General features: G+C 44.9%; 12 protein-coding genes. 6 read left to right on the top strand and 6 right to left on the bottom strand.

Annotated features, from left to right (window positions below; translation table 11 throughout):
* Positions 1-198: 198 nt before the first annotated feature.
* The 5 genes from sprA to HMPREF0671_RS11755 form a co-directional block, all read right to left on the bottom strand.
* Positions 199-7,731, bottom strand: coding sequence for a cell surface protein SprA (gene sprA, locus HMPREF0671_RS04935; RefSeq protein WP_036897418.1), 7,533 nt, complete (start codon positions 7,729-7,731; stop codon positions 199-201).
* Positions 7,732-7,765: 34 nt separating this feature from the next.
* Positions 7,766-8,383, bottom strand: coding sequence for a Holliday junction branch migration protein RuvA (gene ruvA, locus HMPREF0671_RS04930; RefSeq protein ID WP_036897415.1), 618 nt, complete (start codon positions 8,381-8,383; stop codon positions 7,766-7,768).
* Between the two features lie 112 nt (positions 8,384-8,495).
* Positions 8,496-9,341, bottom strand: a complete 846-nt coding sequence (locus HMPREF0671_RS04925) for a hypothetical protein (protein ID WP_036897414.1) — start codon at positions 9,339-9,341, stop codon at positions 8,496-8,498.
* 11 nt (positions 9,342-9,352) lie between these two features.
* Entirely contained in the window at positions 9,353-10,465 is a 1,113-nt protein-coding gene (locus HMPREF0671_RS04920; protein ID WP_036897411.1) for a DUF3696 domain-containing protein, read from the bottom strand.
* Positions 10,462-11,592, bottom strand: coding sequence for a DUF262 domain-containing protein (locus HMPREF0671_RS11755; protein ID WP_052052852.1), 1,131 nt, complete (start codon positions 11,590-11,592; stop codon positions 10,462-10,464). Before HMPREF0671_RS11755 ends, HMPREF0671_RS04920 begins: the two co-directional genes overlap by 4 nt.
* A gap of 297 nt (positions 11,593-11,889) precedes the next feature.
* On the opposite strand from HMPREF0671_RS11755, the gene HMPREF0671_RS04910 reads away from it, so the two are divergent.
* The gene (locus tag HMPREF0671_RS04910) at positions 11,890-12,789 is read left to right on the top strand and encodes a diaminopimelate dehydrogenase (RefSeq protein WP_036897408.1); all 900 of its coding nucleotides are present in this window, start codon (positions 11,890-11,892) and stop codon (positions 12,787-12,789) included.
* Between the two features lie 15 nt (positions 12,790-12,804).
* Here the strand turns inward: HMPREF0671_RS04910 and HMPREF0671_RS04905 are convergent, their stop codons facing one another.
* On the bottom strand, positions 12,805-15,246 hold the full coding sequence (locus HMPREF0671_RS04905; protein ID WP_036897405.1) for a GH36-type glycosyl hydrolase domain-containing protein: 2,442 nt from the start codon (positions 15,244-15,246) through the stop codon (positions 12,805-12,807).
* 779 nt (positions 15,247-16,025) lie between these two features.
* Between HMPREF0671_RS04905 and HMPREF0671_RS04900 the strand changes: the two genes are divergently transcribed.
* Genes HMPREF0671_RS04900 through msrA form a run of 5 tightly spaced genes read left to right on the top strand, consistent with a single transcriptional unit; the run spans position 16,026 to position 24,440 of the window.
* A complete protein-coding gene (locus HMPREF0671_RS04900) occupies positions 16,026-18,860 on the top strand; it encodes a carboxypeptidase-like regulatory domain-containing protein (protein WP_052052850.1) in 2,835 nt (944 codons plus the stop codon).
* Positions 18,861-18,879: 19 nt separating this feature from the next.
* The gene (locus HMPREF0671_RS04895; protein WP_036897402.1) at positions 18,880-20,055 is read left to right on the top strand and encodes a DUF4876 domain-containing protein; all 1,176 of its coding nucleotides are present in this window, start codon (positions 18,880-18,882) and stop codon (positions 20,053-20,055) included.
* The gene (locus tag HMPREF0671_RS04890) at positions 20,055-21,695 is read left to right on the top strand and encodes a DUF6850 family outer membrane beta-barrel protein (protein ID WP_036897400.1); all 1,641 of its coding nucleotides are present in this window, start codon (positions 20,055-20,057) and stop codon (positions 21,693-21,695) included. Before HMPREF0671_RS04895 ends, HMPREF0671_RS04890 begins: the two co-directional genes overlap by 1 nt.
* 29 nt (positions 21,696-21,724) lie before the next feature.
* Entirely contained in the window at positions 21,725-23,905 is a 2,181-nt protein-coding gene (locus tag HMPREF0671_RS04885) for a HEAT repeat domain-containing protein (protein ID WP_036897397.1), read from the top strand.
* A gap of 16 nt (positions 23,906-23,921) precedes the next feature.
* Positions 23,922-24,440, top strand: coding sequence for a peptide-methionine (S)-S-oxide reductase MsrA (gene msrA, locus HMPREF0671_RS04880; protein WP_036897394.1), 519 nt, complete (start codon positions 23,922-23,924; stop codon positions 24,438-24,440).
* The last annotated feature ends 219 nt before the right edge of the window (positions 24,441-24,659 follow it).

Below are 24,659 nucleotides of genomic sequence, written 5' to 3'. Positions count from 1 at the left end.
TGAGATTACTGCTAAGCCTTCGCAGTATTGCTGCGAGGGCTTTTCTGTATTCCTGAACAGGCGATACAGTAATGTTGCAAGGCTGTAGCAGTATTTTAGTGGGCAAGTAAACAAGTAGACAAGTAAACGAGTTGACATGTAAAAAGAGGATAATCTTAATAGTTTCATCATCAAAAACACCACACAAACAGCCCTACTCTACCTCGTCAACGAGAACTTGATGCTCACTCCAAAATCTTGTGTGGTCGTGGGATAACTATTGGCCGAGAGCAAAGGAGTATTGCTTTGGCGATCGTAATAGAATGTCATGGACAACATTCTAGATAGGGTGTAATCGGCAGCAAGGGAGAGTTTGAACGCATTGTTGCCACTGCTGGCCATAGAAGTCATGTTGGCAATGTCGCGACTAATGGATGCTTGCCGACGAAAACTGACGTCGAGACGAACATTCAAGTCGTGGTTGACACCGCTCTTCGAGCGACCTACACTACTATTCCCATTTGTTTGAGTTGCATTTTGCTTGTTGGTATTCGACAGATTACCTTTAGCTTTGGCCTTTATTTTACGATAGTTACGTCCTCCAAACAGGTCGATATTATTCAATTTATAAGCCAATCCCAGTACCCAATCGCGACTGATGGCCTCATTGAGTTGTACGCTTGTCATACTCAACGATAGCACTCGCGTGGTACGATACTCCAGTTTAGCCGTGAGGTCGTTGTTGAAAGTCATATCAATACCCAGCAACGGCGAGAAGCTCTCGTTGATACTGACCGTCGAAACATTGTACATGCTACTTGGAACAGGATTTCCGGTCTGTGTATTGGTAATAAAACCAAGCCCGTTCATGTATTCCATAAAAGTGCTAAAACTACTATAGGCACCCACGGCATAGATGCTCCGATAGGCATGGTTAAGGTTAACGCTCTTGAAAATATCGCGGAACCAAGGCAGTTTACTAAGCCCCGTGTAGCGCATAGTCCAATTAGGAAGCAGTCGGGTGATAGATGGGAAGATGCTGAGCGAGTTTCCTCCCATGCTCGTATAAGTGGAGAGGAAAGCAGGAATCATCACATCGGCACTATATTTGTCCACCGCTCCATTAGCAGCATCAAATGTCCCACCCGCCAGTCTACTACCACTGGGATACACAGCATGGGCATATTGGGCTTCCACACGGTCACGAAAACCATCGAGCGAACGGCAGAATTTCTCAAAACTCTTGCTATAAAAGCCATTGTTGGCATTACCCATATTCTCAAAAGCCGTGCCGATGGAGATAGTAGACATCGTGAACGTACCACTCTGCGTAGTGGGTCGCCCTTCATACATATATTGTATGCTACGCGCGGTGGTCTGATTACGACTGGCCGTAAGCTCAATATTCATATTGCGGAAAGGCATCAGCGACATATGTATCCGCAAATCCTCGGTCTGATTGGTGGCTGCCGGTGTGGCTATAGAGTCGTTGATGAGCAGCCAGTCGCGGTCGAGTGCTTTGTCAATAAACGAGTCATCGGTGAGTCCGAAAGCAAATCCGAGTCCCGGAGCCAGTGCATTGGTGCCACGACTTTGTCCGAAAGCATCACCCACATTAGGCATGAAACCGGGCAGAGACATGGAGTATTGGTTGCGATAGTTAACCATTACGTTTCGTACCATCATCATGACACGCGCCACACTCTGCGCTGTTCGATACCATTTCTGATTCTCCAATGGAGCTTTTGGTGTCACGGTTATCTTGAGTTTTAATGCCGAATCCACCTTATTCATAATACGGATACGGTTGTCGTCGAGCCGTTTGAAATGCAATTTATACTGTTTACCATCGGCAGTGCGGGCATTGACTACGAGCCGTTTAGACTTTTTGCTATGTGTAATATCCAATATGGTATCGGGCAAAAGGGTGATTTCTTGCTCAAAACTTTTCTTGTTGAGTGGTAAAGCCTGCCTCTGCTTGTCCACTTCCTTGTTTGTATTCTGATGCTTAATGACCTTTGGACGCCGGCGAGAAGATGTATTGGTCATCGCTTCACGGTTGAAACGTTCGTTCGTCGCTTTCAAAAATGGGATATGATTGTATAACTTCTCCATGTTGAACGTGGTGTTGATACTCAACTCCCGATTGTTGACAACGGTATTACCCAGCGGTGCTCCATTCTCAAGATTGGTACCACGAACCCAGTTATAGGTAGCATTATAGGTGCTATTACCCGTAATCCAATCGAGAACCGGAATGAGATAGAGCGGCAACTGATACGATAGACTGAACGATTGGTTGTAATTAAGTGGCGAACCTAAGTGCTTGATACTGGTCCATACAGAATCTTTCCACGCACTATATTGGTCGGGATAAAGGTCTTTATTGATTGGAGCGTAAGGCTGTTCAATCTCTGCATGGGTGGCACTTTGGAAATTCATGTGCAGATTTCGTGTAAAATCCCACCTAAGAGTGAACTCGCGATTCCACAAGAAAGCCGAACTAAAAGTCACAGGAAGCTTTGCCCCCCCCACAGCATCCATATCTCGCTCTTGCAATTCATAGTAATTGCGAGTTAATTCGGTATTGAATGCTACATTCTGTGGCAGCCAATTAAGCCCGAAACGTTTGAGAATGTCAAGCCATTTTGATTTATTCTTCCACTTACTAAAAGGTTCCCACGCCCGATAAACAGGTATCCAATTGTAATTAAAAGCCCCTCGCCAATTGTCTTCATTCTCATATACAGTAGTCTCACCGGCCGAATGGCTGTGCGAATGACTATAAGAGAAAGAGAAATTGGCCGGATCGTAAGGCATAGGGTGGCGTTTAGTCTGGATTCCTATACGTACATTGGACAACGAGAAGTTGGTGTTGAGTCGTTTAGTCACGGCAATACGTTCTATCGAGTCGCGCTCTTGCTTATTGGCAACCGATGATAATGCGTCGTCCAACTTCATGTCCGTATCAAGTGGATTGTATCTAGGGCTGGATATTTCTTTCGATACCGAATAATAAAGTGGTGCAGAAACTTTGGCTTTCTCCGGGAAAAACTTACCTAGTTCCAAAGTTGTCGTGACGGAATAGGTCTTATACGTCTCTTGCGAGCGGGCTTGAACACCATCTTCCAAACCACCGAAGCCATCGCTAATATACTTGCCTTGCATATTAACCGTTCCCAAATCAGACAGTTGCATATTGAGGACTCCATTGGCAGCCCAACCACCTGAGTTGTTATAACCTTTGAGCCGAAGTTCGTTAACCCATACCTCTCCACTCTTGGGATTGTCTGATTTGTTACGCACACCAATCATCATAACCTTCACATTGCCCAATGTCGGATTACCCATGATGGTAACTTTATTCGACGGATTGGCCTCATCGTAGTCGCTAAAGGCCGATGTATAGGAGGCAGCACCAAGCCCACGCGACTTATTGCGCATCTTTTTCAACTTGGTAAAGAGACTTAACGGGATGTTAAGCATATTCTCTTCAGGCCACACCATGGTACGACTTGCTGTGGAATTATTGTCGTATCTCCCCGGAGCAGTAAGTTTTAAGGGTATCTCATATTCGTAGTAATTATTACGATAGTCTGAGCCTAAGCGCACAAACAAAGCCAACTGATTGTCGACGAGAGCCGTGGTGTTTTGCTCGAAAGCGTTGGCATGGGCAAACAACTGCATCGTCTTATATTGTCGCAAGTCTACCGATGTGTTCTTATACACAGCCTTCGACTGACCGGTAGACAATTTGTCTAACGTCATTGCCAATGCCTGCTCGTTATCCTCTACCAACTGTGGCTGCGTAGGGTCTTGTCCGCGCTGTATACGAGGAGGCAAAACGTAGTTCACCGGAGTCTTATCATTGTTCTCTTCGATGCTCACTGCGCCAACCGACATGGTTCCCGTACCCGACGAATTTCCCAATGATTGTGTATAGACACGCCACTCCCCACGCACCAAGTCGAGCGTTCCAAAGCGTAATACTATCGGATGTTTGAAGCCGGTGAGGAACATTCGCATGAATCGAATGCTGGAAAAGTCGGATATACTGCCCACTCTACGCTCGTATTCGTCGACAGGTATACGAAATTGATACCATGTTACGCGTTCCGAACTGCCGTTTCTGAGTTTCGGCTCTACCTCACGTTTGTCTACGATATAGTTGTGGCCGACTACCAAATCCGCCGGACGCATTGACACACGATACTGGAAATACTTCTCATACTCGTTGAGAGTATAGTCTTGATTAATGTCTTCTACATCGGGAGTGGTCTTGTATGATGTATTATAACTCTCTCTTTGATTCTCCGAATCGGGCGAGTTCCCCTGCGGATTGTTGATGTATTTATAGCGTCGTAAGATGCTTGCCTGCATCTCATCGTAGTCTGTTCCACGAAAATAATGATAATCGTCGTTGGCAGGGTCGTTCCAAATAGAATCCCACACGGCAGGATTCACGTGTCCCTGAAGGGCAGTCAAGAAACTTTGATAAGTAGGAAATTGCTGTTCTTCGGTATCGTTAAGGCCATTATAGCCCACATCTTGCAAGGCACGAGCACCCTTTGATGTGGCAAAAGCATAGGTTATATTCGAGGATGTGGGTATTTTTCCCCACTGTGTAGTGGTATAGTTGGCCGATCCATCGACCGGCATTCCGCTCTCATAGAACTTCCGACCGTCGTGCAGAATGTCTTCGCTCACCTCTCCAAGATTGATGTAGAAGTCGCCACCATAGTCAGATGCATCGGCTTGCTTGTTGGTATAGATAAACGGATCCATCAACCAAAACTCAATATATTCGATATTTGCGGCATCAAAATCATTAGTATCAAGCTTTCGCATCATTCCTCCCCAGTGTTGAGCAGGGTTAGGTAGCTTACCATTCACATCTAGGCCGGGATTGAAATTATAAGGTCCGCGCTCATTAGGATAGTATGCTAGATTGAGGATATTGAGTATTGAGGTGGTTCCGGTGTAGCTGGTTACGTTGCGATTAGGGAAAAGTTCGGTCGTAGGAACTTCTCGAACATATTGATTACTCAATTGATCGAGGTCGCTCCTGATATGTCCCGGCGTATACGAACTGCTTCTTCGAGTGAACAAAGGATCTATATTATACCATGCCAACAAACTGCGATTGAACCCACTGGTCAACCCAGTCTTGTCGCTATGTTCGGGAAATAAGCTCGGAACACTGGATATAATCCACGATGTAGGAGTCGATACATCAATGGTACTCTTGGTATTTTCGAAGTCATCTAAATAAGAAGCATGGTCTTGTGTGCCCCCGGCTTGCCCAGCAATCAGCTGTGCAAACTCGGCCGTTAAGGATATATTGGAAGGTTGAGTGAGGTGCAACAGCGGTATCTTATTGAGCATATTGGTGAGCCATTGACTCTCTTTCTTCCAGTTCAAGTTGACACCCCACAAGGTATTATTGAGCGGTTCAGCTCCCATATTCACCTTCGTGGTGAGTGCTTGTTCGGATAAATGCTGTATTGTTCCGCTCAATTGAAAGTTCTTAGAGAAGTCATATTCCCAATTCATACCGAACATTGTCTTCCGCATCTGTGCGTAGTCGGTGTTACTTTCAAGTGAGACTTTGATATTCGTACCGGCATCCAAGATGCTTTGATTGAGGATGGTTACCTCACCAGCACTATAATCCACGCTGTAATCGGAGCCTTCTTTAAGTACCATTCCACCCGCTGTAACCACCACCGAACCTTGTGGAACGTTGAATGCTCCAAGTGATATGACATTAGCAGAAGTTCCTTTGAACTGTCCAACCAATTGGTACTTATCTTTCTCCGCAGTCTGTTTGGCTACGGTTTTGGTAGAATTATACAGTTCCGTAAAAGCATATTTAGCCGCTTCAGTAGCTGGTACACCCTTGCCAACAAGATAATCATACAGGTAAGAACCGAAGGGTTCGGTCACCGGGAAAAACACTCTACCACCGCTTACCGTATATCCATCCACGTAATCGAAGTATCCGTTGCTGTTGGGTTTGTTGTTGTTATCAAGCCTATCTGCCCCCAACAACTTGATAATAGGAGTGCCTTTAACCTGGCTTTCCGGTATATAATTCAGGTAAACACCGGTGGTATCGCTTTGATATTTGACGTCTAAACGGAACTTAGCCTTCTCTACATTCGAAGCCAAATAGTACACATTCTTCATCATCAAATCCCAGTTGCCTTGCTTGGGATGGTTACTTGTATTCTTCAAAGACTTCACAAACAGAGCTTTCCCGGTATCTGTTTGATCACCGGCGAACTCACCTACCTGATAAGTTACACCTCCATAAGTGTACTCAAAAGCCACGGCCACCACTTGATCGGTCTGTACCGAACTTCTCAATGAGACGTAACCGAGTGCCGTATTCAGCGTGTATTCACTTGAAGAGAGCAATCGGGCACTCTCCAACTTCTCATAGTCGGTACCTCCAATAAGTCCTGCACCATCAAGCACCGTTGATGTTTGGTTTATATCGCGGGCACTATTGTAGGCACCAACCATTTCTCCATACTCACTATTAGCCCCATTCTCCGGTACAATACCACTTGCTGTCCACCTCGAATTGGATATTTTCGTACATTCACCAAGATCGGTCAATGCCACGATATTACGCGTATTGGTTGTCGTTCCGGTCTTGTTCGTTACCCAAATCTCCACGCGATTTACCTGTACACCGGTCATCATATTGGGCAATGTTCGCATACCGGCATTGTAATGGTCCCGGAAATACTGAGAAAGGAAAAAATGACGATTCTCTTCATAGTCCGCTGCTCCTATCTCAAAGGGCTTCAATTGCACCCCTCCCTTACTCGAAACGCTGGTACTTGCTGTCTTCTTTTGCGATGCTACCAACTGCAATTTCAGTTTCCCAAATTGCATATCTGTGCGCAAACCAAATAGCGAACTGGCTCCACGTATCAACGAAGAGTTAGATGGAAACGACACATTACCACCCTCAACGAGTTTGATTATCTCGTCTTCTTTGCCGTCGTACTTCAGCTTCATGTTCTGTGCATCGAAGTCAAACGTGGCATCTGTATTATAGTTCAAGTCGAAGTTGACCTTGTCGCCCACCTTTCCATTGACGTTCAAGTTCACCTTTTCATCGAAATCCATGGTCGTTGTCTTCCGGTTTCGGATAGGAAGTGAGGGGTTATCCACATTCTTCAGCGTCCCACCAAACTTAAGTTCAGCCGTTCCCTGTGTACGAATGCGTACGCCCCCCGGCCCGAATATCTTCTCAGCCGGTCCTAAATCGAAGTGCATATCAGAGAAGTCAAACTTCTCTTTTCCTTTCGCTTGATAGATAGCATCGTTCTTAACACGATAATATTTATAGCGCATTTGCTTCTCACTCCATGCCCGATATTCCTCCGGAGTCATCATAATAGGAGCAGAGATATATGTTCCGCCCATCTTTTTACCTATTATATATAAGTTCAAAGAGTCATTGTACTCCACAGTTTGCCGCACATTATCGGGTGTTTTCAGGTCGAGTGCACTGCTATCAAGGTCGGAAATGGTAATGGGCATAGTACGCTGAATGCGCCAACGCGGATGAAGTAAGCTGTCCGGAACGGTATCTTCGTCCAATATCGGCTGCCCTATCACGTCTATCTTTTGCGCTTTTGGCGATTGCTTCTTGCTGCGTTTAGAATCATCTTGCATCATAGGCAACGACATAGCATAGCTGACCGCCGTAGCAGTCAGCATCCCTATGAACATCGTTTGCAGACGATTCGTTATTCTCACACGCTACTTATTTAATCCTTCGCAATGCTTCTTTCACCACAGCTTCGACGCTGAGCGATGGATCTTCGGTCAATATGGCTACGACAATCTTGGCTGTTGGTGCAGGCGAAAAGCCCAACATGGTAAGGGCACCCAGTGCTTCGTCTTTCACAGGAGAGTTGACCAGCGTCTCCTTAGCACTGGCTGAAACGTGGAATTCATTTGCTATTCCACTGGCAACAATCTTATCTTTCAAGTCGACGATGACACGTTGAGCCGTTTTCAACCCAATTCCTTTGACGTTCTTAATCATCTTATCATCGCCATTGGCAATGGCATTACACAACTCGGATGGCGACATTGATGACAACATCATGCGAGCTGTATTGGCTCCCACGCCCGAAACGGTAATCAACATACGGTAAAGTTCGCGCTCCTGCTTCGTTGCAAAGCCGAAGAAAGTGTAGCTATCATCTCGTCCGCCTGTCACCAACGACTCGTGGATATATAGTTTTACCTCTTTCTTCCCTTGTATTGCACTGTATGTAGTCAGCGAAATATTCATTGCATATCCTACTCCTCCGGCTTCCACAACAGCCTGTACGGGGGTTAAATCGGTCAATTCACCCTTAATATATTCTATCATAGACTATTTTATAATAATGATTCTCTTTTATAAAATATAACGAATAATAGAAATATTTTATTGTGATGAAGCTGTTGGATTTTAGTAGAAGCAATATGAGTTATAGTATAGACTACACGATACGAGCGCTTTTTTCTATTCTCTCTTGCAAATTTCTTCCACCTCGCTGGCTTATCTTATGCAACTCTAAAGCATCATCGGCAGACACTTCAAAACAATGATACGTTGGTGTAGACAAGTTCTCATCAAAAAAGATAATGATTTTATTTTCCTCAATATCTTTAAAATAGAGTTCTCTCAAACCTTTTTTAGCAGGCACTGCTCGCTTTAAGAAATCCTCTACTCGCTCTTTCGGATAATTCATTGCAGAGATCTTCACACCTTTTTTACCTATTTTCTCAACTTGGGTATGCTTTTCATAATCGGCATCCAATACTCTTGGGGGATTCCGTCTATCCACCAACCATTTATAGACATCTTCTTCCACAGCAGGTAACACCACTACATCAAGTTTCTCCCCCGACTCCTTCCTTGCATCTATATCTCTTATTTTAGAGTTTAAAGCGTCCAAATCTACCAATGCATCAAACTCCTTTTCACTAGAAGCTGCCCAAGAATTCAAAAGTCCACTTTCTATTTGAATGCCATTAATCGTCAACATTTCATTTTTCAACCCTGCATTTTGAATAGAATCTACGTCAGTCAATGTCGACAATAAATTCTCTAGCTGTGGCATTTCACAATTTTCTTCCACCTTAGAGAACAATGCCTGAAGATGCCTCTCATCATAATACGAGACCACATCTTCTTCTGTTATCATCCCTCTACTTCGATTTATGAGACTAAAAAGATTGATAATGTGTTCGCTGGTAACCTCTCCCAATACTCTAAGATAGGCCACATCCGCACCAGCACTCTCCTCCGTTGCTGCCGGAAATAATAGAAACAATCTGTTCATGGTATTTTACTCTACAGCCCATACAACACTTTTAGGTCAATACTCATTTGGTCAAAGAATCCTTTAGGAGCATCTTGAATACGACCACTGTGCCCTATATTCAATTTCACAGGACTTGCATTCAACTCTTCATCATGGTCAAAATAATAAATAGCGAGTGCTTCTTTCGATAGATTATTTTGTTTTACATTCACCAATGCACCATTAATAATATGGTCGCTATGTGTTTCTATTAAGATTTGTACACCATGTTCAGCTGCCAGCGTAATCAATCTCATCAGTGCAGCTTGCCCAGATGGATGGATATGAGCTTCAGGATTCTCTATTAATATCAAGGCACCGGGCTTGGCAGACAGTATTGCCACTATAATCGGAAGCACAAAAGAGATTCCATATCCGGTATTCATTGCACGATGATATGTCGTTGAACGCCCCGGTCTTTCATATCCAAAGCTCAGTTCTATGCGCTTATCTTTCTGGTCTATCTTGAGTTGAATACCATTAGAAATCTCCTTCATCCATCCTTCAACTTGTGAATAAAGAGACAAGGAGACGGTATCTAGATGGCGCAGTTCACTAATAACAATATCTTCATTTCCAAACTTATTCAAGTAATATACCGCCAATTCACCAGCTCCCATATTCTTAGATACTTGCCGATGCCTATCTACCAAACTCGCATCAGAGTCATAAAAATCTTGTGGTCCCGATCTAAAAGCACTCAAATATTGAAAATTATCGTTGAACAATGAGATTTCTTTCAAATCCTCTATAGTAGGATTTTCACCATCAATCTCCAATTCCGAAGAGTCAACCAGAGGATAAACATAGCGAAAATTAAGCTCTTTATTTTCCGTATCAATACACAAACACAATTTATCTGGCTCTTCTTCTACATTTCGATTCAGCAGTTCCACACTTCCACCTAATTTAAATGAAATTCCATCTAAGAACAATCTATCCATCATTTGGTTGCGTGAGAAAGAGTCACGAAGCAACAACATCGACTGCATAACAGACGATTTACCCATTCCATTAATACCTGTCAAAATGTTCAAATTGCTAAACTCGAATATCGAATGGGCATGATTCTTAAAATTATTGATAGTATATCGCTGTATCATTTATCCGTATCGTTAAGTGTTTTTATTACTATAGAGGCTAAACATTCAAATCTCGTCTTCACCGAAACATATTGATTCGTACCGTTAGAGAGAGCTCTTAAAAACCTTTCATTGTAGAACAATTCTTCATAATGGCGTCGGAAAGTATCCTTTCGTTCTATCATCAAGTTAGCTTCTGCCTTAGTCAAGTTAGCCACAGCACACATTGTTGCCTCAAATAGAGTTATGGAAATCTTCTCTCGCCTATTGTCTCGTCTAGGATTACTGAACACCTGATTATCCAATAGCGCATGACAAAGAGTCAAAGAACGATAGAATACTGCTTCCAATTCCACAAAGACCTTCTCATCATCTACCCCATTCAGTGTCTCCAATGCATTACCAATATAAATATCCATAGTAGTGTCATTGGCCATTTTTGAACCTTTCCGAAGTTGCCTTATGTTCTGATATGCTTCATAGCCTTGCAAATAGAAGGCTATAAATCGGGCTACAAAATCAAAATGCAACAACCTTTTTTCCGACACACCATTGAGCGTTGCTTCCTTAAAACATTCGCTTTGCGCCAACTTCTTAACCAAGTCCATCGACTTGCCATGAAAGAGGGCATTCCTTATCTCAGCTGGTTGAAGTGGCGTTCCTTTTGAGTTGATACGCTGAAAGATGGTATATTTCGCTTCTTGTAGGCTGTCCCCCATAATAATATTTAGGGTTACTGTACGCATTACCATCTCTACTTGATCGTAAAAGCTGAAATCTTCAAACATCAAACCCTCATGTGTATCTGCCAACAACTCAAGCCCTTCCAACTTCATTTTTTTCTCTACCATGAAGTCTCTAAGCGAGCATAGTCTCTGCAAACCATCGATGACAACCCATCTTTTAGCTTTCTCATCCTTATAAAAATAAAAACTCGGCAATGGAATTCCAAGAATAATAGACTCTATCAAACAACTTTTTTCTTTCTTGTTCCATAAATCTGCATGGCGCTGAAAGTCCGGTTGTAAGTCTATAAAATCATTCTTCAACATTTCACAGAGAGCTGAAACAGTTGTATTCCTCACTTCTATCTTCAATGTAGAAGGGTCAAAAGGCTTAGAAATTGGTACCGGAAAGAGAGTTGCCATAGCTTATATTGTTTGTTGCAAAAATAAGATTTTTATACGACTTCAACAAGTTTTATACTAATTATGATACAGAATCAACTATCTAATTTTCTCAATATTAGCTTACGGTTTTACGATCAGGCATCCATTTTGTCCCAACGACACATTCTATTAAGAATCTATCCCCCTCTTGACCTAAATTCATTTTTTCATTATTTAATGCAAAAAATATAGTCAAAAAAGTTTGATTTGGTTGGAAAAGTGTATTTTTGCAACGTACAACAATAAAAGTTTGAACAAATAGTAAATATCAGGATTATGAAGAAAATTAGAGCAGCCGTTGTCGGTTTTGGCAACATTGGTCATTACACAGTGCAGGCTTTAGAAGCTGCACCCGACTTTGAAATCGCAGGAATCGTGCGTCGTAACGGAGCACAAGACAAACCACTAGAACTTACCAACTACGAAGTAGTAGACGATATAACCAAACTCAAAGATGTAGATGTAGCTATCTTGGCCACTCCTACACGCTCTTGTCCGGAATATGCTGCCCGCATTGTAGCTCTTGGCATCAATACAGTAGACAGCTTCGACATCCATACCTCCATCTTGGAATACCGCAAACAGCAAACCGAGAATTGTGTCAAGGCAGGCAAAGTGAGTGTCATCGCAGCCGGATGGGATCCGGGATCCGATTCTATCGTACGTGTCCTCATGCAGAGCCTTGCTCCCAAGGGACTCACCTATACCAACTTTGGCCCCGGCATGTCAATGGGACACTCTGTTTGTGCACGCGGTAAGAAGGGTGTAAAAAATGCACTTTCTGTCACCATTCCATTGGGCGAAGGCATTCATCGCCGCATGGTCTACATCGAACTGGAAGAGGATGCAAAGTTAGAAGATGTAACTGCTGAAATCAAAGCAGACCCCTACTTCGCTCATGATGAGACCCACGTGTTCGCAGTAGCATCGGTAGACGATGTTCGCGACATGGGTCATGGTGTTAATCTCGTTCGTAAGGGCGTAAGCGGACAGACTCCCAACCAGCGTCTTGAGTTCAATATGAGCATCAACAACCCTGCTCTTACGGCACAGGTATTGGTCAATGTGGCTCGTGCATCGTTCCGCTTGCAACCCGGATGCTACACCATGCCCGAAATCCCCGTCATCGATATGCTTCCGGGCACACGTGAGGAGATTGTCGCAACATTGGTATAAGAGATTCAAGTCATATCACATGGTGACTTCCACCATGTGATTTCCTTCCATAAGTGGTACTACAGTGCCACTTATTTTTTTACCGTCAACCGTGATTTGGCGCACACCTTTAGCACGTCCATCAAGGTTTTTCACCGTTATCTGATACATACCATTGCGGAATTTACGACTTACCGTATACTCTCTAGCTGTAGATGGCAGACATGGGTCAATGAGCAGACCATCGTAATCGGGCTTGATACCAAGAATAAACTCCGATACCGTATACCACATCCAAGCCGCCGTACCCGTGAGCCAAGAGTTTTTTCCCTCACCGGGACGCGCTGCATCCTTACCCGCAACCATCTGACAATTCACGTAGGGCTCTACTTTGTGCAACAGGCTGTAACGCTCTTCCACATAAGAAGGCAGTATCTTGGTATAGTGGTTCCACGCATCGTCACCGCGACCGGCTACCGTTTCGCCTATAACCACCCACGGATTATTGTGACAGAAGATGCCTGCATTCTCCTTATAACCCTCCGGATAAGAACTTATCTCGCCATATTCCACATGATAAGTAGTAAAGGCCGGATTGTTCAACACGATACCAAACTCGGTATCCATACGTTCTTTCACACTGTCCAGTGCCTTGTCCACGAGTCCGTCTTCCTGTCCGATACCCGCCATCGTGCACCATCCTTGCGACTCAATGAATATCTTGCCTTCCTCATTTTCATCACTACCTATCTTATTTCCATAGAAGTCGTAAGCTCGTAAGAACCATTCGCCATCCCAACCATGATGCTTTACAGCCTCCACCATATCGGCCACATGCTTCAAAGCACGCTCGGCCTCATCGTCCTTACCGATACGTCGGCACAGTTCAGCATAGTCTCGACCGGTCACAACGAACAGTCCGGCTATCATCAGCGACTCTGCCTTCGAGCCTTCTGTCTTGTTCTCGGTGGTTTGGAAACTCTCGTTGGGATCCCAACTGAAGCAGTTCAGATTCAGACAGTCGTTCCAGTCGGCACGCCCGATAAGCGGTAATCCGTGCGGACCGAGATTTTCTACCACGTGGTTGAAACTCACACGCAGGTGTTCTAGTAGCGTAACCTCCGTACCCACTTGGTTATCAAATGGCACCATCTCATCAAGAATAGAAAAGTCGCCCGTTTCTTTGATATAAGCCACCGTACCGAATATCAGCCAACAGGGGTCATCGTTGAATCCTCCACCAATATCATTATTGCCGCGTTTAGACAGCGGTTGGTATTGATGATAGCATCCACCATCGGCAAACTGCGTGGAAGCGATGTCGATAATACGCTCACGGGCACGCTCAGGTATCAGATGTACGAAACCTATCAAGTCTTGGTTGGAATCGCGAAATCCCATACCACGCCCGATACCACTCTCAAAGAAGCTCGCCGAACGCGACATGTTAAATGTCACCATACACTGGTATTGATTCCAAATGTTGACCATACGGTCGAGTTTATCGTTTCCGGTATGCGATACAAACACCGATAACAGACGCTCCCAATAGTTCTTGAGTTCTGTAAAAGCGGCATCCACCTTGTCCACAGTGTCGAAGCGGGCTATCAAGTCGTGTGCTTTCTGCTTATTGATTACTTGTGGAGCCAAGAACTTATCAGCTTGTTCGTTCTCCACATACCCCAAAAGGAAGACAAAGTCGCGACTCTCTCCGGGCTGCAACTCCACCTCTATATAATGCGAAGCTATCGGACTCCAGCCATGAGCGAAGCTGTTGCGTGCCTTTCCCTCAGTCACGGCTTCAGGCTCGTCAAACCCATTATAGAGCCCTACAAACGTCTCCCGGTCGGTATCATACCCATCTATAGGCGCATTCACATGGTAGAAAGCATAGTGGTTGCGACGCTCGCGGTACTCCGTCTTATGATAAAGTGTGCTTCCTTCCACCTCTACTTCGCCTGTAGAGAAGTTACGCTGGAAGTTTTCCATGTCGGTAGCAGCATTCCACAAACACCACTCTGCCAGCGAGAAGAGCTTCAGTCGACGCGTCTCTGTAGAATGGTTGGTCAGCGAAAGTTTCTGCACCTCACCCCAAGTATGCAGCGGAACAAAGAAAAGCACGCTGGCCTCAATATCGTTTTTACGCCCCATAATACGCGTATAGCTCATACCGTGGCGGCATTCATAGAAGTCGAGAGATGTCTTACAAGGCTTCCATCCGGGATTCCACACCGTATCTCCATCTTTCAAATAGAAATAGCGACCGCCCGCATCCATCGGTACACCATTGTAACGATAACGCGTTAAGCGACGGAACTTAGCATCTTTGTAGAAGCTGTAGCCCCCGGCTGTATTGGAAATAAGCGAAAAGAAATCTTCATTGCCAAGATAGTTGATCCACGGCCACGGTGTCTTTGGGTCGGTAATGACATACTCTCGGTTGGCATCATCAAAGTGCCCATACTTCTTATTCTCCATGTCTGAAATGTTTGATTTGTAATAATGTAGATTTGTTTGCTGTCGGTAAGAGTTTCAGGCCGATTCACTCATCTGCCATTATCATTGTCTACTCTTTCGATTCTTATATGTGCAAAGATACGGAATAAATAGAATACTAAACCTATCGGGCAATAAAAATATGTTCAGAAAAAAGTATAAAAAAAGAGAGAACACTTTCTCACGAAACCATTCCCCCTACAAAACAGTAATTAACTCAAAATTTATAATCTATCTGGACATAACTATAATTCTATTCCATTGTAAAAAAGAGTGGACTCAACCAACTCTTAAAGTTTTACACAGGCAAAGTTACGAAATCAATTTCAAACTTCATAATTTTCTCCAATGAATTTTCTATTTTTTGCAAAGATTTGTGTTTTATTCCTGTTTTATGCAACAAAAGATACTAATTTACAACTTTAGAAGCTACGACAATTACTATCCGAATATCTAATTCCGATTTTATAGACAAATTATAAGTAAAGAAAATATCTAAAATAACCTAAAAATACCAACATTAGGGTATTGATCATGTACTTAAAAATCATTAATTTTGCAGTGTTCATATATTTAAGTAGAAAATCAAGTGTTTTTCCGACAGGGCACTGCAAAGCCCTTGCAACGATGCTGCTAAGTCCGGTCAGCAACGCTGCCTAGACTAGACAGCAAACTTGCGAAACCATTGCAGCAAACAGAGACTATACTGCTTCCACCACCATATATATAATAAGGTATTAAAAAATAGGCATCATTAGATTATGAAACCAAAAAGAATAAATTTCATTTGGGTCACGCTCGTAGTGGCGTTGACCGTATTTTCTCCGGCTATAGCCCAGACTTCGGACGGTTCTTTCACCATTAAAGGTACTGTCACCGATGACAATGGTAAGCCCATCGACGTAGCCTACATCTCGTTCAACAATGCCATTACGGCCATGAGCAACGAGAAAGGAGAGTTCCAACTGCGCAATGTCAAGGCAGGTGAGTTCGAATATACGGCTTCTTGCATCGGGTTTGAGACTGCTAAAGGTCGCTTCAAGGTATCCACGGGCAGCGAACGACTGGTCATTAAGCTCCACGAACAAGCGTTGACATTGAAAGAAGTCACCGTAACGGCACGCCAATCGGCCATTGGTTCAAAGTCGGAAATCGGGCAAGACGCCATCCGTCACATCCAACCCAAGAGCGTTTCAGATATCTTACAACTCTTACCGGGCAACATAACAACCAATCCTACCCTCAACAGTTTGGCACAAGCCAATCTTAGAGAGATTGGTAGTGACCACAACAATGCGCTGGGTACAAGCGTCATTCTCGATGGCTCCCCCCTCAGCAACGACGGTAACCTGCAGGCATTGTCGCCCACAAGAAACGGAAATAGTTCGTCGTCGAACGCCGACGACATGCGCAATCAGACCACAGCCGGCAAAGGTAGCGACCTAAGAACCATCGGTGTAGACAATATCGCATCGGTAGAAGTGATTCGAGGCATCCCCTCTGTGGAATATGGCAACTTGACTTCGGGTGTCGTTATTGTCAAGACCAAAGCCGGACACACTCCGCTCGAAGTAAAATTCAAAGCCGATCCCTATTCTAAGTTGGCTTACGTGGGCAAGGGATTCAACTTCAGTCATGGTGGCGCATTGAACCTTGGACTCGATTGGTCACAATCTTATTCCGACACACGTCGCCACTATATGGGCTACGACCGACTCACCCTATCGCTGGGATATTCGAATGTATTCAACGCAAAAGGAGCCCATCCGATCACATTCAATCTCCGCAGCTCGCTTTACTCGAACGTGAACAATCGCAAGACCGACCCACAGATGTCGGAATTGGAGCTGAACTACAAGAACAAGAACACCGGTGGACGCCTCTCGATAAACGGAAACATACGCATGAACAATTGGCTTACGGCCATCAACTACGACTTCTCGGCTCAGATTTCACGCACTGTGGATACGCATCACAACTGGATTGCAACCCCAGACGGCGTCGTTACCGACAACATGAAGACCGGAATAGCTCAGGCTCAATTCCTCACCAAGGCTTATTTCAGCGATTATAAGATAGAAGGGGTGCCCATTAACATCTTCGCTCAAGTCAAGGCCAACAAGTATATCCAGCTGAACGATCTAGACTACACCAATATCAAAGCTGGTGTAGACTATCGTTTCGACGACAATGCAGGCAAAGGTTTAACGTTCAACATGAACAATCCGCCGAAATCGAGTAGCTCTCAAACCTTGCGTCCACGCTCATTTAGCTCTATCCCGGCACTCAATAATCTCTCCGCTTTCATCGAAGACAACACACGAGTAAGCATCGGTAAGACATGGTTAAACCTCGTTGCGGGTGTCCGTGTGAGCAATATGTTCTTGAACAAAAGCAAGAGTGGACGTAGCAATATATTCGTTGCCGAGCCACGTATCAATGCAGAATACAACCTATTAGACAAGCACAACAACAGTCTCTTCGACCAATTGAGCATCAGCGGTGGCTTCGGTATCTCCAACAAGATGCCTACCCTGCTCTACCTCTATCCCGATAATGCCTACTTCGACAACGTGAGTTTGAGTTACATCGGAGAACAATCTTCACTGGCACTCATCCAGACTCAAGCCATCACCAACACACAAAACCCAAACATCAAGCCCACCAACAACCGCAAATGGGAGGTAGGCGTGAACTTCAAGATCGGTCGTGTGAAAGGCTATGTAAATTATTTCAACGAGAGCAACCGCCACGAATATGGTTTCTCATCAGTATTCCTTGGTATGCAGTATCCTCGTTTCAACGTACCACATGGTGCAGCCGATTTGGCTTTCGACGGTTCACAACTGTCTTATACGCTCAATGGCAAGAAGCAGACTGCTACCTCTACCATCGCCACACAGAATGCACTGTGGTCGATGCCCGACAATACATCGCGCAGTAACAAGCACGGTATCGAGTATTCTTTGGATCTTGGCGTGTTCAAACCATTGCGTACATCACTCAATATCGATGGTGCATGGTTCCACATCAAGCGTATCAACGAGAAAAACTACCTGAACTACATCAGTTCTACATACGATTATGTGCCCATGATGCCAGCCGGATACGGTACCATCAGCGACCGTGTGAACACTAATTTCCGCTTCATCACCCACATACCTGCCGTAAAGATGATATTTACCACGACGGTACAGGTGGTTTGGTATGAGAATACACGTGCCGTATACGAGACCCCCGACGGCAGTAGCAAGTACACATTGTCGGCCGACGGTAAGACTTACGAAGTGCAACCGTTAGGCTTCTATAGCAACAACGGTAGCTATACGGAGTGGAAACCGGACTATGCTAAGGACAATAAGTACAGTCTGATGGTTGACCAATACAAACTTTACGCTTTCAACAGCGACCATGTGAACCCTTGGGTCATGCTCAACTTCCGCTTCACCAAGGAACTTGGAAAGATATGCGAGCTATCGTTCACCGCTAATAACTTCTTGAATACATCAAGATGGCACGTGAATCGAAATACGTTGGCGAAGTCGCAAATCTATCCCGACAACTATTTCGGAGCCGAAGTGAAATTCAAATTCTAAACGAAACAAAAGATATAAGATGAAAAAGATAATCAATCTACTGCTCTTCACAGCCGCAATATTCATGGTATCATGCGGAGACGAAGCAAGCATACCGCAATATTACAACCTGAAGATAGCCTTGAATCCGGAGGAAGCCTTAGTCGGCAGCAAACTATCAAAGTTGAAGTTGGTGGCCACCAACGACAATGGAACATCACAAGAGTTTACTCTTTCGGGCGATACTACTATCAATTTGTTGCAAGGACAGTACACTTTAGTACTGTCGGGAAAAGTGACAGATGAGGCCGCTGCCTATGTTTCAGGTAATACAGAGACTATCCTCTTCGCCAATACTACATCAACTATCAACCTATCAAAGATTATAAAGTCACCCATTATCTTCAAGTCTATCTACACAACAGGCGGACAGCAGGGTTATATCTTAGACCAATACTTTGAGATAGTAAACAACTCTGACGAGGTACAATATCTAGATGGCCTGATATTATCTGCTCCTGCCGGTGGACAAACAAAAGAGAATGCATGGCAAGCCAATGGTTATCCCGACCTCTACGCATGCGGACAAGGACTGGTAATAGCCTTTCCCGGCTCTGGAAAAGAACATCCATTGCAACCGGGACAAAGCATTGTGCTGGCCAACGACCCTATCAATCATTCTACGGAAGCCAAGAAAGGCAACCACTGCCCTGATCTTTCGAAAGCAGATTGGGAAATTTATATCAAGAATGTCAAAGGAGAGGTAGATTATCCAACTCCTAATGTGAAGGTAATATTTACAAACAACACTAGAATTAGAGCCTTTGGTATAGGAGTCAATGGGCGTTCCTACCTCATAGCTAAGTGTCCCAACGGCATGACTCCGGAGCAGTTTGCAGCCGATCCCAAGAACATCATGACTATGCCGGGAACTCTTTCAAAGACTCAATATCTCATGATTCCAAGCAAATATGTGCTGGATGCCGTAGACATATGGAATAATAAGAGAACCAATAATTATGGTACTTTCTTGCCAAAAGACGATGCACAAGGTATCTTGGCAAGCACTGCGAATGCCGGAAAGTGTATCCGTCGCAAGGTAACGAAGATTGTCGACGGGCGTGCTTACTACCAAGATACCAACAATTCGGCCAATGATTTCTTGAACAATCAGGAACTTACGCCGGGTCAGACTCCCACTTCAGTAGATCAATAATGAATAAACAGAACGCTAAGATGTTAAGAATGACACACCATTATATAATAGGTAAGCGAGTGGCGCTGCTGATTTTGGCTGCCATCAGCACCGGTACCGTCCTTGCACAGAGCAAGATGGACAAAACCAACGAGCATTTCTTCTACAAGGAATACAATTATATCGACAACCTATATCAAGGCATGTCTACACCTGTAGGGTTAGCTTACAACCGCGTAGGCACCGTAACCGACGCTTCGGTATTCAGACATTTCGAGCGCGGAGCATTCCACCAAGTCGATGCCGGAAGCAAAAATAACAGCTTGAATGCATCGCTCTACGGTCTACAACGATTCAAGAAACTCAGTCTGGAAGGCCAAATTGGCTATGTAAACTGCAAAGACTACAACCGTAAATGGAACTCTACGCTCTTCTTGACTCGCTCCAATCCATTCGTAATTGGCGACTCTATCGCCAGTGATGTAACCACCGAACTGTTCAATATGTCTGTAGGAGCAGCCTATGAATGGAATCCTCTCTTCGTTGGAGCCATTAAGTTGGCCTACAAAGTAGGCAGCAGTGCCGACCAAACCGACCCTCGTCCGAAGGTCAACTCGTCTCGATTTGTTATCAATCCGGGCGTAGAGCTTAGATTGGGAAGCGCACATCGACTTGGCTTCTCGGCCACATTGGCTCTCTTTAATTCCGAACTGACCCACACAGTCATCAATAGTTACACCAATTACATGTACTTCTTGATGAAAGGTTCAGGCGATTATATCACGCGAACCAACAGCGATTTGGCCGGATATCCGCGCGACTACAGCGGTAATACGTTGAAAGGAGCTCTTCAATGGGTGTATGCACCGGCATCATCGAGCCTCTCCAATATCTTTGAAGTGGAACTATCGTCCATTAATGAAAATGCGGAAGACGGCGGAGCAGCCTACACTTTCAAGGCTGGAGACTACGATAAGCGCGGTATAAGCATTGCCGATAGATTGCGTTTGGCATCATCCGACCGCTTCGTACATAATATTACGGCTAACTTCAGCTACTATAAAGGCAAGGGATATTGGTACGACCAACGCAAAAAGACCGATACCGAACATGGTAACATCAGCTATTACGAGATATTAAACGAGTCGAAAGTGCACGACGCTTCGTACTATGAAGGCGGTGCGAGCTACCGATTCGACATGCTCAAGAATGGACTTCCCGACTTTACCGTGAAAGTTTCGACCGGCATCAACGGCATGCGTATCAAACAATATCAAGCCAAGATGGCCGAACAGAAGTACACTACAGGCACCATCGACCTTGAAATTGGCAAGTATTGGATGCTAGGCAGCTGTCGCATGCAGGGCATATTAGATGGCTATACCAGCTTCGGCATTGGTGATAAGCAGGCCGATTTCATTCAAGCATCGACTCGTGAATCATACGCTGCCCCCTATTTCGAATACTTATCAGCCAAGAGTTCAGGTTTCAAAGCACACTTATCAGCCGATTTCCCGGTAAAACTTTATGGGACAAATACATGGTTTGGGCTCTTTGCCAACGTTGCTTGCAAATTCTACAACGAAGAATCCGTCTACTCAAAGATGTTTGATTCGAGGTCTAGGACAGCCATCAACGCCGGCGTAAGTCTCAAATTCTAGTTATTAAACAATCATATTATACAAGAGTTATGAAGAAAATTTTAGTAATGATAAGCCTCTGCCTGCTGTCAACCATGCAGGCATTGGCAGGTCGCGGCTTCGCTATCGTCGTAGATAAAAAGAGCTATAACGAGGCGAAAAACGAAATTCAAGCCTATGCCAAGGCCATCGAAGACATGCAACACCTGCACGTCTACACCGTCATCGATCGTTGGGGAGTGCCCGATTCCATTCGTACAGAACTGCAACGTCTACATGCTTTGCGCCAAAATCCTATCGAAGGAGCTGTCTTTATAGGCGATATTCCGATAGCAATGATACGCGATGCACAGCATTTCACGAGTGCTTTTAAGATGAACCAAAAGGCCAATCGCAAGCAATCGTCTATCCCTTCAGACCGCTATTACGATGATTTCAACCTGAAATTCAAGCCACTTGGACACGACAACGATGCTCCATACTACTATTATTCGCTCACTGCGGAGTCGCCACAAATACTAAATCCGACGCTATATAGTGGCCGTATCCGCCCAACAGACGTTGGTGGGACGTCTAGATACGTCAAGTTGCGCAACTATCTGACCAAGGTTGTGCGCGAAAAGCGTGCTGCCGGCAGCCTCAACAAGATGTTCTATTTTGAAGGACATGGCTATATCTCGCAGTCATTTGTTGCCCGTGTCGACGAGAAAGAAGGACTTTACGAACACTTCCCATGGTTGAAACGCCAACAAAATGGCATCAGTTACCTCAGTCATTTGCAATACCGCAACGTCAAATTCAAACTGATGAACGAACTTATGCGCCAAGATCTCGACTTCGCGATACTCCATCACCACGGCGCATGGAACACTGAGTACCTCAACGGAATCCCTTCACCGAACAATGTGAACGAGGCTAAGACCTTCATTCAGCAATTCTTCCGCAGCAAGACACGCGATGCCAAGGACAGAGGACAGAATGCCGACAGCGTGATGGCAGCTTTCGAGAAGCGTCTGGATATTCCTCATACGTGGTTAGAGAATACTTTCGACCCGAAGATTGTGGCCAAAGATTCACTCGACAACGACTTGCTCGACCTGCATACTACCGACTTTGCCAAATACAACTACACTCCGAATTGTCGCGTTATCATGATTGATGCCTGCTTCAACGGCTCGTTCCATCGCGAAGATTGCATTGCCGACGAGTATATTTTCAGCCCCGGACGTACCGTAGCTGTCATTGCCAACACCGTCAACGTGCTGCAAAACAAATGGAGCGACCGCTATATGGGCTTATTAGGGCTTGGTGCCAGCGTAGGCGAATTGGCTCGTTTCTCTTATTATATGGAGTCGCACGTCATCGGCGATCCGACTTTTACGTTCATACCATCGCAAAAATCGGCCGACATCTCAGCTCTATTAGCTGGTAATAACGATGCTGCGTGGCGCAAACTGCTCAAGACCGATGCCCATGCCGATGTGAAATGTATAGCCATAGACCGCTTAAACAGAGATAATAAGATGACTTCTGCCGAGCTATTAGCCATCTTCCGTAACTCGGACGAGGCTCTCGTACGCCTCCAAGCACTCTATTCTCTGGCCGAACACGACGATGCCAACTTCATCGAAGCATTGAAATTGGCTGCCAACGATAGCTATGAATTGGTACAACGCACGGCACTTCACCTGATTGGAGAGAGCGGAAACGATGCTTTAATCCCCACTATTATCGCGGCAAATATGACCAACAGCCTATCCGAGCGTTGCCGTTTCAACGCGATGAATGCTCTCACCCTCTTCCCCAAAGACAAACTGTTGGCCGAATTCCAACGCCAGTTCAACGCCCCATCTCTTCGCTTAATCGACAAAGAGAAGACTGGTAAGCGATATGAGAACCTCATTGTAGCAGCCACAGAGAAGTGGAGCGAGTATGTAGACATGGCTGTTTCACCTAACACAACCGCCAAAAAACGTCTCAGCGCCATACGCGGATTGCGTAACTACTGTCCTCACCATCGTATCCCGGAGATACTCAACTACCTCCGCACACAGGCTCAACCCGATGCTCAAGTGGCTTTGCTCGAAATGCTGGGATGGCACACGCTGTCTTATCAAGTGCCTGCCATAGACAAATGTGCCGACGAGATGAGCCGCGACAACAGTCTCAAACCCGAAGTAAGAAATGAGGCTTTGAAGACTGTCAACCGCTTGAAACACATCAATAAATAATGATTATATTCCGTATATGACACAAGATTTATATGTAGCAGGCGGTTGTTTTTGGGGAGCCGAACACTTCTTTAAACAGATAGAAGGTGTCATCGACACCGAAGTTGGATTTGCCAATGGCGACAAGACCATCGTCAACCCATCGTACAAAGAGGTATATACCGACTCAACAGGCTACGCCGAAGCCGTGCACATCGTCTATAATCCTGAAGTAGTAAGTCTCGAATTCCTCACGCTGATGTTCTTTGCGGCCATCGATCCGGTCAGCGTAAACCAACAAGGACACGACGTCGGCACACGTTATCGTACCGGAATCTACTACACCAAGGCCGAAGAACTACCGGTGATACGTAAGGTCTACGACGACATCCAAGCCAAATACGACGAACCGCTTGCCGTAGAAGTGGAGCCACTACAGATGTTTTATAAGGCAGAGGAATACCATCAAGATTACCTAGACAAAAATCCGCAAGGCTATTGTCACCTGCCTATCGAACTATTCGAGTTTGCCCGACAGGCCAAGATGAAACGATAAAGATAGATAAAAGCAAAAAGACATGTTATGAGTCCATTCATAACATGTCTTTTTTTGATACCTACAATGCCGCAAACAAGCACCCCAAATAGGGTGTCACAAACGCTGATACCACCAAAGCAAGCAGTATCAAGAGACCGGTATACTCTATCAACTGCAGATAAGGACAACTCCTACAACCGTCTTCTCGCATCATCCAGCGATAAATCTTATAGCATG

The organism is Prevotella sp. S7 MS 2, from assembly GCF_000762865.1.
Classification (GTDB): Bacteria; Bacteroidota; Bacteroidia; order Bacteroidales; family Bacteroidaceae; genus Prevotella.
This window is presented reverse-complemented; position numbering and strand designations above follow the sequence as displayed.

Excerpts from the sequence above, each read along its gene's own strand:
- sprA (WP_036897418.1), bottom strand. The coding sequence starts at position 7,731 with ATGTTCATAGGGATGCTGACTGCTACGGCGGTCAGCTATGCTATGTCG.
- ruvA (WP_036897415.1), bottom strand. The coding sequence starts at position 8,383 with ATGATAGAATATATTAAGGGTGAATTGACCGATTTAACCCCCGTACAG.
- HMPREF0671_RS04925 (WP_036897414.1), bottom strand. The coding sequence starts at position 9,341 with ATGAACAGATTGTTTCTATTATTTCCGGCAGCAACGGAGGAGAGTGCT.
- HMPREF0671_RS04920 (WP_036897411.1), bottom strand. The coding sequence starts at position 10,465 with ATGATACAGCGATATACTATCAATAATTTTAAGAATCATGCCCATTCG.
- HMPREF0671_RS11755 (WP_052052852.1), bottom strand. The coding sequence starts at position 11,592 with ATGGCAACTCTCTTTCCGGTACCAATTTCTAAGCCTTTTGACCCTTCT.
- HMPREF0671_RS04910 (WP_036897408.1), top strand. The coding sequence starts at position 11,890 with ATGAAGAAAATTAGAGCAGCCGTTGTCGGTTTTGGCAACATTGGTCAT.
- HMPREF0671_RS04905 (WP_036897405.1), bottom strand. The coding sequence starts at position 15,246 with ATGGAGAATAAGAAGTATGGGCACTTTGATGATGCCAACCGAGAGTAT.
- HMPREF0671_RS04900 (WP_052052850.1), top strand. The coding sequence starts at position 16,026 with ATGAAACCAAAAAGAATAAATTTCATTTGGGTCACGCTCGTAGTGGCG.
- HMPREF0671_RS04895 (WP_036897402.1), top strand. The coding sequence starts at position 18,880 with ATGAAAAAGATAATCAATCTACTGCTCTTCACAGCCGCAATATTCATG.
- HMPREF0671_RS04890 (WP_036897400.1), top strand. The coding sequence starts at position 20,055 with ATGAATAAACAGAACGCTAAGATGTTAAGAATGACACACCATTATATA.
- HMPREF0671_RS04885 (WP_036897397.1), top strand. The coding sequence starts at position 21,725 with ATGAAGAAAATTTTAGTAATGATAAGCCTCTGCCTGCTGTCAACCATG.
- msrA (WP_036897394.1), top strand. The coding sequence starts at position 23,922 with ATGACACAAGATTTATATGTAGCAGGCGGTTGTTTTTGGGGAGCCGAA.